Below are 11,920 nucleotides of genomic sequence, written 5' to 3' on the forward strand. Positions count from 1 at the left end.
AAAAAAGCGCACTCGTAAGAGGGCGCTTTTTTACGACTGTCGAAACACGATACCCTTTCTGAATCACTCATTAATTTGTCATCGTTAAGACACCGCTATCTACAAGCGTAAGATGAAGACTTCGTGATAGATCAGTTAATTGAATAGTCTAAATAACCTTATTATGATTTTTGTCAGGATCGCTTTGCGATGTGACGCTAAACTCTAGTCCTTATTTTTTGCTAGATAACGGTAGGGATATGACATTTGAGCAGCAAGGATCAGAGCGAGTCTTAGACAAAGAATCGAATATTCTGTCGTTAACTAACCCAGACAGTACCATCACCTACGTGAACAAAGAGTTCGAGAGCATCAGCGGCTTTGAATCGGACGAATTGTTGAGCCACTACCACAATATTATCCGCCATCCAGACATGCCGAAAGTGGCTTTTGCGGATATGTGGCAGCACCTACAAGCTAAACAGTCGTGGATGGGTGTGGTTAAAAACCGTTGTAAAGACGGTAGCTATTATTGGGTCGATGCTTACGCCAGCCCTGTTGTTGTAGACGATAAAATTGTTGAGTATCAATCTGTACGAAGAGCCCCTAGCAAAGAGGTTCAAGGACGTGCCGAATCACTTTATCAATCACTTAATAGCAGCGTTGAACCGAGTAAAAAACTGCCTAAGAAACCACTGCTAAGTTTTCCTATGCGCTGTTTGCTCGCGCTCATGAGTTACTTTCTTCTGTCTAATCTGATTGCCAGTCAATTTGACGGAGCCATGGCATGGGGGCTTAATGGTGCCTGCTTCTTGGTACTACTGGCCTTATTATGGTGGTGTTATCAGCCGCTAAATTTGGCAATAGCCCGTGCTCGAAGCGTGTCTGACTCGGCATTAGCTGCGTATGTTTATACTGGGCGAACGGATGAAGCGGGTTTCATTCGTTTAGCGCTTACGCGGTTACGAGGGGAAACCGCTGCGGTGGTTGGGCGTATTACAAACTTCTCTCTTTTATTGCGTGAGAAACAGACCGAGGTGTGTGCCAGTGTGCTGGCCAGTGAAAGGGCACTGGACGAATTGTCAAAAGATTTTAGCTCAATTGAGCAGGCGACCGATGACATGGTGGCTGCGGTAGAAGAGGTTGCGCAAGCGACTCAAGATGGAGCGGCTGTAACCGAAGCCGCCTTTACAACTATGAGCAACGGCCAGCAAGCCATTAGTACTGCACGACAGGCGATGGATGCGGTGCGGATTCATATTAGCCAAGCCAATGATGAATTGGCTCGCTTGCGCAGTGACAGTGAGGCCATTAGCTCGGTCGTCAATGTGATCCAGGAAGTTGCAGAACAAACTAACCTATTAGCATTGAACGCTGCCATTGAAGCCGCACGTGCAGGTGAGCAAGGTCGCGGTTTCGCGGTCGTGGCTGATGAGGTTCGTAGCTTGGCGACACGTACTTACAAATCGACCGAAGATATTATTGGTGCTATTGAACGCGTTCAACAAGGTTCAATGGCGGCGTGTACCAAGATGGAATCCGCTGTGACCGCGGTTGAGCGAACTCATGCCGAGTCCGTTAGTGTCGAACAAGCAGTGACACAAGTTCGTGAGGGTTTGGATCAAATTCACCAAAATGCGATGCAAACGGCTGCGGCCATGAATCAACAGAGTGAAGCCGCCATGCAGATAAACCAGCGTATTGCTAACGCTGTGACGGTAACCGCTGGGATTGTTGAAAAGTGTCGTGATAACTCGGGCGCTTGTGATGAGCTGTATAGTTTATCTCAGAAAATGGAAGGGCTGGCGCAACAGTTTTGGCGTCAGGTGACACGTCCTAAAAATTAACTTCCTAGGTTATTCACTGAAAGTCCGCGTTGCGGACTTTTTTTGTATTTTTTCGGGAACTTCATAGGAAGTTCACAAAGATAAGGGTACAATTGCGCGAATTTTACTCCGAATGATGAGCGAAACTGATTTTAAGCGTACCGTTCCCGCTTAGTTTCGATCCCCCTCATTCCCTGTCGCTAAATGCAGAGAAATATTAATGTCTATTGATATCAGTAAGTTACGTAACGTCGCGATCATCGCGCACGTTGACCATGGTAAAACAACGCTGGTTGACCAGCTTTTAAGTCAATCAGGTACGCTAGACCGTAAAGAAATGGGTTCTGAGCGTATCATGGACTCCAATGATCAAGAGAAAGAGCGTGGTATCACCATCCTAGCGAAAAACACCGCTATTAAATGGAATGATTACCGTATCAACATCGTGGACACACCTGGGCACGCCGACTTCGGTGGTGAGGTAGAGCGTGTACTATCGATGGTTGACTCTGTGCTGCTATTGGTAGACGCCGTTGATGGTCCAATGCCACAAACGCGTTTCGTAACTTCTAAAGCTTTCGAGCGTGGCCTAAATCCAATTGTTGTTATCAACAAAATCGACCGCCCTGGCGCGCGTCCAGATTGGGTTATGGACCAAGTATTTGATCTATTTGACTCTCTTGGTGCGACAGAAGAGCAGCTAGACTTTCCTGTGATCTACGCCTCTGCGATCAACGGTATTGCCGGTAATGATCCAGAAGCGATGGCTGAAAACATGGAACCACTTTATCAAATGATCGTTGACAGCGTTCCGGTTCCTAAAGTAGACCCAGAAGCGCCATTCCAAATGCAGGTGTCTGCATTGGACTATGACAGCTACGTTGGCGTAATCGGTATCGGTCGTATCACACGTGGTAAATTGACGCCAAACCAGCAGGTAGTAATCAAAGCCGCTGATGGCAAAGAGCGTAAAGGTCGTGTTCTTAACGTTAAGGGCTACCACGGTCTACAGCGTGTTGATACAACGCTTGCGTCTGCAGGCGACATCGTATGTATCACAGGTATCGACGGCCTAAGTATCTCTGATACGCTATGTGATCCTGAGTGTGTAGAAGCACTACCAGTTTTGACTGTTGACGAGCCAACAGTAAGCATGACGTTCATGGTTAACGACTCACCATTCGCTGGTAAAGAAGGTAAGTTCGTAACCTCTCGAAACCTTAAAGATCGTCTAGAGCAAGAATTGATCCACAACGTAGCGCTACGTGTTGTACAAGGTGATACGCCAGATAAATTCATCGTATCTGGTCGTGGTGAGCTTCACTTATCGGTATTGATCGAAAACATGCGTCGTGAAGGCTTCGAGCTAGGTGTATCTCGTCCTGAAGTAGTTCAGAAAGAGATCGATGGCGTTATCCAAGAGCCATTCGAGCAAGTAGTAATCGACGTTGAAGAACAACACCAAGGTTCTATCATGGAAGAGCTAGGTCTACGTAAGGCTGAGCTAACGAACATGGAACCAGATGGCAAAGGCCGTGTACGTCTAGAGTTCATGGTGCCTTCACGTGGTTTGATCGGTTTCCGTGGTCTGTTCCTAACACTGACATCTGGTTCAGGTATCATGACTTCTATCTTTGACCACTACGGTCCAGTGAAAGAAGGTGATGTGTCTAGCCGTCAGAACGGTGTATTGATCAGTATGGTGAAAGGTAAGACATTGTCTTACGGTCTATTCAACCTTCAAGATCGTGGTCGTCTATTTAAAGGTCACGGTGAAGAAGTATACGAAGGCCAAATCATCGGTATTCACTCACGTTCAAACGACCTAACGGTTAACCCAACGAAAGCGAAACAGCTAACCAACGTACGTGCCTCTGGTACAGACGAAGCTTTGACTTTGACTCCGCCAATTCGTCACACACTTGAGCAAGCGCTTGAGTTCATCGAAGACGACGAGCTAGTGGAAGTAACACCAGAAAGCATCCGTCTACGTAAGAAATTGTTGACTGAGAACGAACGTAAACGCGCAAGCCGCTAATACGTTATCGAGCAGCAGCAAATAGGCCGCAAGGCCTTGAGCGGAATAAAAGCGCCCTAGGGCGCTTTTATTTTGTCTGCGTTTTGTGTAGAACAGTCCGCAAGCTTTATTGGATGGGAGTAAGCGATGAAAGTTTTAGTGCAGCGATCACTGGCCGCAAAAGTGGAAGTGGAGGGCGAAATTGTTGGCGCGATTGATCACGGGCAAATGGTTTTGGTTGGCATCGAACGTGGGGATACCGAAGCAGACACGCAACGCTTAGCTGACAAGCTACTGAAATACCGCATGTTCAGCGATGAGAATGGCAAAATGAACCTAAACGTGCAGCAAGTGGGCGGTGGGGTTCTGTTGGTATCTCAATTCACTCTGGCGGCGGATACGAAAAAAGGTCTACGTCCTGGTTTCTCCTATGCCGCAGAGCCTGCCGAAGGTGAACGCTTATTTAATGACTTTGTTGCCAAGGTTCGTGCCCAGTACGACAAGGTGGCAACAGGGCGCTTTGGTGCGGATATGAAAATCCAGTTTACCAACGATGGTCCTGTGACCTTTATGTTGGACTAACACCCTGTACGCACCCGCTTCGTTCGGGGAGCGAATCTTCAACCTCAGTAACAGTTAGTATTAACCTCAGCTTTTTCAAACTAGGGAGCTTCCATGCAATTCAATTCGCTTGCGCATTGTCTTCGTGCCTCGACGCGTCAGCGCGAATCAAACGCATGGAAGCTTGAGCGAGTTCGGAGTGATTTGAAGTATAGCTGGATTGTACGATTCTGATTTAAGGCAAAAGCAAAGCTATCAAGCTGCAATCAGGATGATTGCTTTAGCGAAATGGGGTCATTGATGACCCGTTTGAGCGGCTAGATAGCTGCTTTTGCCTGAGAGATAATAAGTTGTTTTAAGCCTTACTTGCCTCAGTCTCTTCTTCGTCTTCTTCAGGATCTACCGGCACGCTGCGACCAGCAAACAAACCTAATTCAAACAGCAACCACATTGGGATCGCTAATAACGTCTGCGAGAAGATATCAGGTGGCGTGATTAACATGCCAACTACAAAACAGCCTAGGAACACGTAAGGACGTTTCTTTGAAAGGCTTGCGACCGTTGTGACACCTGCTTTAATCAGCAAATAAGTGGCCACTGGAATTTCAAAGGTTACGCCAAAAGCAAAGAACAGCTTAAGTACGAAATCCAAGTAATTGTTAATGTCGGTCATGACTGCTACTTCACCAGGACCTACTGAGGTGAAGAAGCCAAAGATTAATGGCAACACCACAAAGTAGGCAAAGGCGATACCACAGTAGAATAGTATGACACTAGAAACTAATAATGGAATGGCAATGCTCTTCTCTTCTTTATATAGAGCCGGGGCAATAAACGACCAAGCTTGATAAAGGATATAAGGCACGGCCACCAAAACAGCCAGAGCAAAGGTCAGCTTCAGAGGTGCCATAAAAGGCGAAGCAACTTCGGTTGCGATCAATGAGCTGCCTTCTGGAAGCAGAGCGCGTAGTGGTTCAGAAATAAATAGATATAGCTCATTGGCTAAGGAATACAAACCACCAAATAGAACTAAAACAATCAGAACAGATTTTAGTAGTCGGTTACGCAGCTCAACGAGGTGTGTCACCAATGGTGCTTGTGAAGATTCTTCGTGACTCATGCTGGGATTTCCCAATACAGGTTAAGCTCGAGATTGTGTTTCTTCGTTGACTTTATTCACAGTTGGCTGAACGACCGCTGCATCAACTGACTGGTGCTGCTCCGCAGAAGCCTCAGTTTTTTGCGGCTCCGTTTGAGCTTTAGATGCAGGTTGCGCTTCGGTGTCCTGCTCAAACTTTGCCGTTTCACGCATAATGCGCTCATTGGTTTCTTTGATGGAGCGTTGTAGTTCTTCTTGGTCAAGCTGCGCGTTGATTTCACGCTGAACAGACTGAATGCTGCGACGAATTTTACGAATCCATAAGCCTGCTGTTTTTGCAGCGACGGGTAAACGTTCTGGGCCTAAAATAAGTAGGCCCACAACGAAAACAACGAGTAATTCTGAAAAGCCGATGTCGAACACGGTTTAGGCGCTCTTGTCGTCTTTCTTCTGATCGTCTTGGATTGCCTTAGTTTGATTTTGGCCATCCTTCTGTTCTTCGTCGTTGTTAACAGCTTCTTTGAAGCCTTTCACAGCGCCGCCTAGATCAGAACCTAAACTTTTCAATTTTTTCGTACCAAAGATCAAAATTAGGATCGCTAGAACGATTAATAATTGCCAAATACTGATGCCACCCATGTGTGGAACTCCTACTTCTTACGGCTAGCTTTTTCTTCTAAGCCAGACAAATTAAAACGTCGTGCCAGCTCATCAAGTATGTCCTGTGGACCAAGGTCTAGATGAGACAGCATTACAAGCGTATGGAACCAAAGGTCTGCCGTTTCATAGATAACGTCTTTTTTATCACCGGATGCAACAGAATCTTTTGCTGCGATGATGGTTTCGACGCTTTCTTCACCCACTTTCTCTAGGATTTTATTAAGGCCTTTCGCATGTAGGCTTGCTACATAAGAGGAGTCAGCGGAAGCAACTTTGCGTTCTTCTAACGTAGTGGCAAGTTCAGCCAAAACATCAATTTTCATTATAGCCTCTCAAATGTTACGGTTTTAATACTAGCAGGTAAATGCCGCCTAAAAACAGAGCTAGGCTCAAAATGTCAGCTTCGGCAAGATGCGCTAGCGCAATGTTATCGGTAGTAATCCAAGCCGCCCCTATGGCGAACAAACCAAGTAGTTTAAAAGGCATGTTACGGCGTGAACGACGCATTTCCTTGCGTAGGTTTTCCAGCGCTTCGGTCTGCTCTTTAATGCGCGTTTCCTGTCGTGACAGGTGCGTCATAGTGGAGAACACGAGGTTTGGAATTTGTGGCAAATGAGCAGCCCAATCTGGCGCTTGTTTTTTAACTTCGTCAAATAGACGACGCGGCCCAACTTGCTCACTCATCCAACGTTCAAGGAACGGCTTAGCGGTTACCCAAAGATCAAGGTCTGGGTAAAGCTGACGACCTAGGCCTTCGATGTTGAGCAGTGTCTTTTCCAGCAGAACTAATTGTGGCTGCACTTCCATATTAAAGCGACGTGCAGTTTGGAATAATCCTAACAGCACTTGGCCAAACGAAATTTCTTTCAAAGGTTTGGCAAACATCGGCTCACAGACACTACGAATCGCTGACTCGAAAGCATGTACCGGCGTGCCCTTAGGAACCCAGCCACTTTCGACGTGCAGTTCCGCGACCATACGATAATCACGTTTAAAAAATGCCAGTAGGTTACGCGCTAGGTAGTTTTTATCCGCTTCATCTAGGCTGCCCATGATGGCACAGTCGATAGCAATGTACTTAGGGCGCTCTGGATTGGTCGGGTCGACAAAAATATTGCCCGGATGCATGTCTGCATGAAAGAAACTGTGCGAGAACACCTGAGTAAAGAAAATCTCTACCCCGCGCTCTGCTAACACTTTCATGTTAACGTTTTTTTCGCGCAATGCGGGAATGTCTGCAACCGGAATACCGGAAATACGTTCCATCACCATGACATTGCGTCGGCTGTAATCCCAGTAAATCTGAGGTACGTACAGAAGTTCAGAGTCTTTGAAATTACGTTGCAGAAGCCCTGTGTTGGCCGCTTCTTTAGCTAAATCCAGTTCATCAAGAATGGTGTATTCATAGTCTTGCACCACTTCTACAGGACGTAAACGGCGGCCGTCTTTGCTGGTCTTTGCAATAAAGTGCGCCAGCATGTAGAGCAGCTTGATATCTTGTTTGATGGTTTTTTCAATATTGGGTCGAATGACCTTTACCACCACACTTTCACCCGTTTTTAATGTCGCCGTATGCACCTGCGCAATGGAGGCCGATGCCAGTGGAGTGCGGTCAAACTCTGCAAAGATGTCTTCAATACTAGCGCCGAGGTCTTTTTCGATAATCTTGCAGGCTAGATCGCCTGAAAACGGTGGCACTCGGTCTTGTAGGCGCGCAAGTTCATCGGCGATATCATCTGGCAGTAGATCGCGGCGAGTGGAGAGGATCTGACCAAACTTAACGAAAATAGGGCCTAATGATTCCAGCGCTAAGCGTAAGCGTTCACCACGGTTGCGCTCGGCGCCTTTTCGTCCAATTGAAAGCAGTGCGCCTAGGGTGTATTTAAGAAACCAAGGCAGCAGGTGAATCGGAATAAAGGTGTCTAGACGGTATCGCAATACTGTGGTTGCGATACGCAAAAAACGAGTGGCGCTTTTCCACATGACTAAAACTTAAATCCCTTGTGTAGGGCGACGATGCCGCCTGTCATATTTTGGTAAGTGACGCGTTCAAAGCCCACTTCTTCCATCATGCCTTTTAGTGTTTCTTGATCTGGGTGCATGCGGATGGACTCGGCTAGGTAACGGTAGCTTTCCGCGTCATTCGCAATCACTTTGCCCATAAACGGCAAAAGACGGAAAGAGTAGTGATCGTAAATCGTACTCAGACATTCGGTCTCTGGTTTGGAGAATTCCAATACTAATAGACGGCCGCCAGGCTTTAATACGCGCTGCATCGATGCGAGGGCTTTGGATTTATCGGTAACGTTACGCAGACCAAAAGCAATCGTAATACAGTCAAAGGTGTTATCTGGGAATGGTAGTTCTTCGGCATTGGCTTGTACGTACTGGACGTTTCCGACAACCCCTAGGTTAGCTAGCTTGTCACGACCTACTTTCAACATAGAGTCGTTGATGTCAGCCAAAATGACTTGGCCAGATTGACCCACAAGGCGTGAGAACTTTGCCGTTAAATCACCGGTACCACCCGCGATGTCCAAAACCTTTTGGCCCGCACGAACGCCGGATTGGCTAATAGTGTGACGTTTCCAAAGACGGTGAATGCCGCCTGACATTAAGTCATTCATGATGTCGTACTTCGCTGCAACAGAGTGGAAAACCTGTGCGACGGCATCTACTTTCTGATCGGTTGGAATTTGTTTGAAACCAAAATGGGTGGTGTTCTCTTTGTCTTGCATAAAATCTCGTTCCTAATACACCTTTAGGGAGGCGAATAATAAAAATCGGCAATGGGCTATTGTAACCGTGACTATGTATCGGTTGCACGATAAAGCATATTAATTGTCGCGAATTACTTTATTCCGGCCTTGTTGTTTGGCTTGATAGAGGTTCTTATCCGCACGGTTAAAGAGCTCGTCATGGCTTTCTTTACCGTCGAACAAACTAAGACCAATCGAAATGGTGACCGAAATCGGCTCGCCGTTCATGTTGAACGGCGTACTTGCGACGGCGTTACGAATATTTTGGCAATGTTCAAATGCCTGATCGAGTGAGGTCATCGGAAAAATGACAACAAACTCTTCGCCGCCGTAGCGAAACAGCAAATGATCCTTCTTGAGCGCTGTTTGCATTTGACGGGGCACTAAACGAAGCACTTTGTCTCCAGTTAAGTGTCCCCAGGTGTCATTGATCACTTTGAAGTGATCGACATCGCAGACCGCAATACACAACTGCTGTTTGTTTTGCGCTGCTGAGGTCAGTAGTGGGAAAATTGTATCTTGGTAAGCGGCGCGATTGGGGAGACCAGTTAAAGAGTCAGACAGTGCTTGGGCAATCTTTTCTTGCATGCTGGAGCGTAATTGTGTGGCATCTTGCTCCATACGACTCACTTTATTTTTCAACTGGGTAATTGACTTGGCGGCCTGCTTTTCCTGCTCTTGCATGCTGTTTTGAAACAGTGTCATAGCTTCATTAATCGTATGCATACGATCATTAATCAACTGTTTTAACGAATTCAAATCGGTGGCGTTATGCACATCGCTTTTGGTGTTGTTGACATGATCTTGGAAGGTTTCACCCAATTGCTTGCGATGACTGGAAATCGATTTCTGAGCTTTGTAATTCGCTAATAAAGAATCATTGATGCTAGCCAACTGTTGGTTGAGTTGATTCAGGTAAAGAGTCAGATCCTCTTGGGTTTTACCCACAGCAATCATAATAAGCGTAATGACTTCATCGAGCAGCGCTGGCAAATGGTTAATGTCAGAACTGCCGGTCAAGGCATGTTTAATATCCATCAGCTGGTCGCGATAGATGTCTGGTAGCGTGATGTTGGTCAACAACGCAGCGAGGGTGTGGCTCACATGGGTCATGATTTCAGAATTATTTTCTGGAGTCGGCATGCGATCTGTTTTGCGACGGAATAAGCGTCCCAGCAAAGAGCTATTTTTTTCACTCGATTGCTGTTTCAGCGTTTCACTTACCAGTTGAATGGTCTTGCTGAGCAATTCCGGCCATTTCGAGGACGTTTGCCAATGCTTGCGAATGTCTGCTTCGAGCGACTTCTTGGCTTTGGTGGGCATTTGTGTTGTGGGTAAATCGTCAACCACATCCAGCAATTCAAGAAGCTTAGCGCGAAAGGTTTGTGCGCGGCTTAGACGATCTTCATCATATTTTAAAACGAGTGGTTCCAGTGTCTTTAGACTGGCTTGAACAACCTCCGCGTTTTGCGAACGACCAAGGTTGCCGCGGATAGACTGTAATGTAGTATCCAGTTCAGGATCGTTACCTTCGGCCAGCATACTAATGCGAGAGATGGTCTTTAGTAAACTTTCAATCGTTTTGTCCTGAACCGGATCCATTCATACACCCTATATCATTATTACTTACTCGCTTGGCGCTCTTGTTCAATCAAGTAATCTACCACCGAATAAATATTATTATTACTACCAGCTGTGGCAGCGGTAACTAGGTATTTGCCATTTACAATTAAACCCGGGACACCACGTGCGCCGTAAGCTCTTATTTTAGCATCAGCTTGTGATAGTCGGCTATTTACCGCGAAAGAGTTGTATTGTTTTGTAAATTCGTCTTCAGAGACACCATAGTGTGTGAAAAACTCCGCCAATTCTTCTTCGCTAGTCATGCGTTTATGCTCTTGATGGATGGCGTTAAACATATCCGCATGCAGCTTGTCTTCAACACCTAAAATGTCTGCCACATGAAACGCTTTTGCATGGGCTAACCAGCCACGTCCAAAGACTGCTGGCATGTACTTAAAGTCGACATCATCAGGCAGATCTTTTTTCCAGGCCTGAGTTAGTGGTTCTAGGGCATAACAGTGGGGACAGCCGTACCAAAAGATTTCAACGACTTCGATTTTATTTGGGTCTGCTGTGCGGACAGGATTTTTAATGGTGGTGTAGCCATTGCCATCACTGTAATCCTGTGCCCATGCACTGGTGATCGGTAGTAAAACGGCAACGAATAATGCTGTTAACAGCTTTTTCATGTCATGCTCCTAGAATGGTGATTCAATAACATCCAATGGGATTATCCTTTTAGGATGTCTAAACTCAACAAAAGTTCGTGTCATGAAGCAAGTTTACATTGCCTATACAGCAAAAATCCTCCTAAAAGGAGGACTTTTGTTTCAAGAATGCGCAAGGTTGACTCTAGTAAAGGCCTTGAATGTAGCTAGAAACGGCCTGAATCTCACGCTCATTCATCTTAAACGCGATGTTTTGCATGATTTTCGCAGCATCGTTTTTGCGTTCACCAGATTGGAATAACTTCAGCTGCGAGGCAGTGTAGCTGGCGTGCTGGCCACTAAGTTGCGGGAAACCTGCAGAATTTAAACCTTTGCCGGCAGGGCCGTGGCACGCCATACATGCCGGTACGCCTGTCGCAGGGTTACCATCGCGGTAAAGGTTTTTACCGGCTTCCACTAGTTCTGCATCTGCTTGACCTACGACCACGTTTTGACTTGCGAAGTAGGCTGCAACATCTGCAAGGTTTTGTTCAGATAAACCATCTAATAAACCTGTCATTTGCGCTACCGGGCGTGCGCCAGATTTGATATCCGTCATTTGCTTGAGCAGGTAAGATTCATTTTGACCAGCAAGTTTAGGAAACGTTGGTGCAAGGCTGTTGCCATCCGCGCCGTGACAGGCACTACATACTGCGGTGAAAGGCTTGCCTGCTTCAGGGTTGCCCTCAGCGATCGCAACGGATGTTGCTCCGACTGTTACTAACAAACCGATAAGAACTTTTTTCATT

The 11,920-nt window shown here is 46.4% G+C and carries 12 protein-coding genes; 3 read left to right on the top strand and 9 right to left on the bottom strand.

The window, feature by feature from the left end; all coding sequences use genetic code 11:
- Positions 1 to 239: 239 nt before the first annotated feature.
- The 3 genes from ASC49_RS02665 to dtd all read left to right on the top strand — a co-directional run bounded on the left by ASC49_RS02665 (position 240) and on the right by dtd (position 4,404).
- Positions 240 to 1,826 (top strand): methyl-accepting chemotaxis protein, encoded by a 1,587-nt coding sequence (locus ASC49_RS02665; protein WP_055461672.1) that lies wholly within the window; start codon positions 240 to 242, stop codon positions 1,824 to 1,826.
- Between the two features lie 199 nt (positions 1,827 to 2,025).
- Positions 2,026 to 3,843, top strand: a complete 1,818-nt coding sequence (gene typA, locus ASC49_RS02670) for a translational GTPase TypA (protein WP_055461673.1) — start codon at positions 2,026 to 2,028, stop codon at positions 3,841 to 3,843.
- A 126-nt stretch (positions 3,844 to 3,969) separates the two neighbouring features.
- Positions 3,970 to 4,404, top strand: coding sequence for a D-aminoacyl-tRNA deacylase (gene dtd, locus ASC49_RS02675; RefSeq protein ID WP_055461674.1), 435 nt, complete (start codon positions 3,970 to 3,972; stop codon positions 4,402 to 4,404).
- A 334-nt stretch (positions 4,405 to 4,738) separates the two neighbouring features.
- Here the strand turns inward: dtd and tatC are convergent, their stop codons facing one another.
- From tatC to ASC49_RS02720, 9 genes are all read right to left on the bottom strand, one after another.
- Positions 4,739 to 5,503, bottom strand: coding sequence for a twin-arginine translocase subunit TatC (gene tatC, locus ASC49_RS02680; RefSeq protein WP_055461675.1), 765 nt, complete (start codon positions 5,501 to 5,503; stop codon positions 4,739 to 4,741).
- A 21-nt stretch (positions 5,504 to 5,524) separates the two neighbouring features.
- Complete coding sequence (gene tatB / locus ASC49_RS02685) at positions 5,525 to 5,905, bottom strand: Sec-independent protein translocase protein TatB (RefSeq protein WP_055461676.1); 381 nt, start codon at positions 5,903 to 5,905, stop codon at positions 5,525 to 5,527.
- 3 nt (positions 5,906 to 5,908) lie between these two features.
- Complete coding sequence (gene tatA, locus ASC49_RS02690; protein ID WP_055461677.1) at positions 5,909 to 6,121, bottom strand: Sec-independent protein translocase subunit TatA; 213 nt, start codon at positions 6,119 to 6,121, stop codon at positions 5,909 to 5,911.
- A gap of 11 nt (positions 6,122 to 6,132) precedes the next feature.
- Positions 6,133 to 6,465: a phosphoribosyl-ATP diphosphatase gene (locus ASC49_RS02695; RefSeq protein WP_055461678.1), complete on the bottom strand. Its 333-nt coding sequence runs from the start codon at positions 6,463 to 6,465 to the stop codon at positions 6,133 to 6,135.
- Positions 6,466 to 6,481: 16 nt separating this feature from the next.
- A complete protein-coding gene (ubiB, locus tag ASC49_RS02700) occupies positions 6,482 to 8,125 on the bottom strand; it encodes a ubiquinone biosynthesis regulatory protein kinase UbiB (protein WP_055461679.1) in 1,644 nt (547 codons plus the stop codon).
- A gap of 2 nt (positions 8,126 to 8,127) precedes the next feature.
- Positions 8,128 to 8,880, bottom strand: coding sequence for a bifunctional demethylmenaquinone methyltransferase/2-methoxy-6-polyprenyl-1,4-benzoquinol methylase UbiE (ubiE, locus tag ASC49_RS02705; protein WP_055461680.1), 753 nt, complete (start codon positions 8,878 to 8,880; stop codon positions 8,128 to 8,130).
- Positions 8,881 to 8,979: 99 nt separating this feature from the next.
- The gene (locus tag ASC49_RS02710; RefSeq protein WP_055461681.1) at positions 8,980 to 10,503 is read right to left on the bottom strand and encodes a GGDEF domain-containing protein; all 1,524 of its coding nucleotides are present in this window, start codon (positions 10,501 to 10,503) and stop codon (positions 8,980 to 8,982) included.
- 20 nt (positions 10,504 to 10,523) lie between these two features.
- Positions 10,524 to 11,153, bottom strand: coding sequence for a thiol:disulfide interchange protein DsbA/DsbL (locus ASC49_RS02715; RefSeq protein WP_055461682.1), 630 nt, complete (start codon positions 11,151 to 11,153; stop codon positions 10,524 to 10,526).
- A gap of 163 nt (positions 11,154 to 11,316) precedes the next feature.
- Entirely contained in the window at positions 11,317 to 11,919 is a 603-nt protein-coding gene (locus ASC49_RS02720; protein WP_055461683.1) for a c-type cytochrome, read from the bottom strand.
- Position 11,920: the final 1 nt, after the last annotated feature.

It is taken from the genome of Marinomonas fungiae (assembly GCF_001418205.1).
Taxonomy (GTDB): domain Bacteria; phylum Pseudomonadota; class Gammaproteobacteria; order Pseudomonadales; family Marinomonadaceae; genus Marinomonas; species Marinomonas fungiae.

What these genes read in the sequence shown, in the direction of transcription:
- ubiB (WP_055461679.1), bottom strand. Translation starts at nt 8,125, where the DNA reads ATGTGGAAAAGCGCCACTCGTTTTTTGCGTATCGCAACCACAGTATTG.
- ASC49_RS02665 (WP_055461672.1), top strand. Translation starts at nt 240, where the DNA reads ATGACATTTGAGCAGCAAGGATCAGAGCGAGTCTTAGACAAAGAATCG.
- typA (WP_055461673.1), top strand. Translation starts at nt 2,026, where the DNA reads ATGTCTATTGATATCAGTAAGTTACGTAACGTCGCGATCATCGCGCAC.
- ubiE (WP_055461680.1), bottom strand. Translation starts at nt 8,880, where the DNA reads ATGCAAGACAAAGAGAACACCACCCATTTTGGTTTCAAACAAATTCCA.
- ASC49_RS02710 (WP_055461681.1), bottom strand. Translation starts at nt 10,503, where the DNA reads ATGGATCCGGTTCAGGACAAAACGATTGAAAGTTTACTAAAGACCATC.
- ASC49_RS02720 (WP_055461683.1), bottom strand. Translation starts at nt 11,919, where the DNA reads ATGAAAAAAGTTCTTATCGGTTTGTTAGTAACAGTCGGAGCAACATCC.
- tatC (WP_055461675.1), bottom strand. Translation starts at nt 5,503, where the DNA reads ATGAGTCACGAAGAATCTTCACAAGCACCATTGGTGACACACCTCGTT.
- dtd (WP_055461674.1), top strand. Translation starts at nt 3,970, where the DNA reads ATGAAAGTTTTAGTGCAGCGATCACTGGCCGCAAAAGTGGAAGTGGAG.
- ASC49_RS02695 (WP_055461678.1), bottom strand. Translation starts at nt 6,465, where the DNA reads ATGAAAATTGATGTTTTGGCTGAACTTGCCACTACGTTAGAAGAACGC.
- tatA (WP_055461677.1), bottom strand. Translation starts at nt 6,121, where the DNA reads ATGGGTGGCATCAGTATTTGGCAATTATTAATCGTTCTAGCGATCCTA.
- ASC49_RS02715 (WP_055461682.1), bottom strand. Translation starts at nt 11,153, where the DNA reads ATGAAAAAGCTGTTAACAGCATTATTCGTTGCCGTTTTACTACCGATC.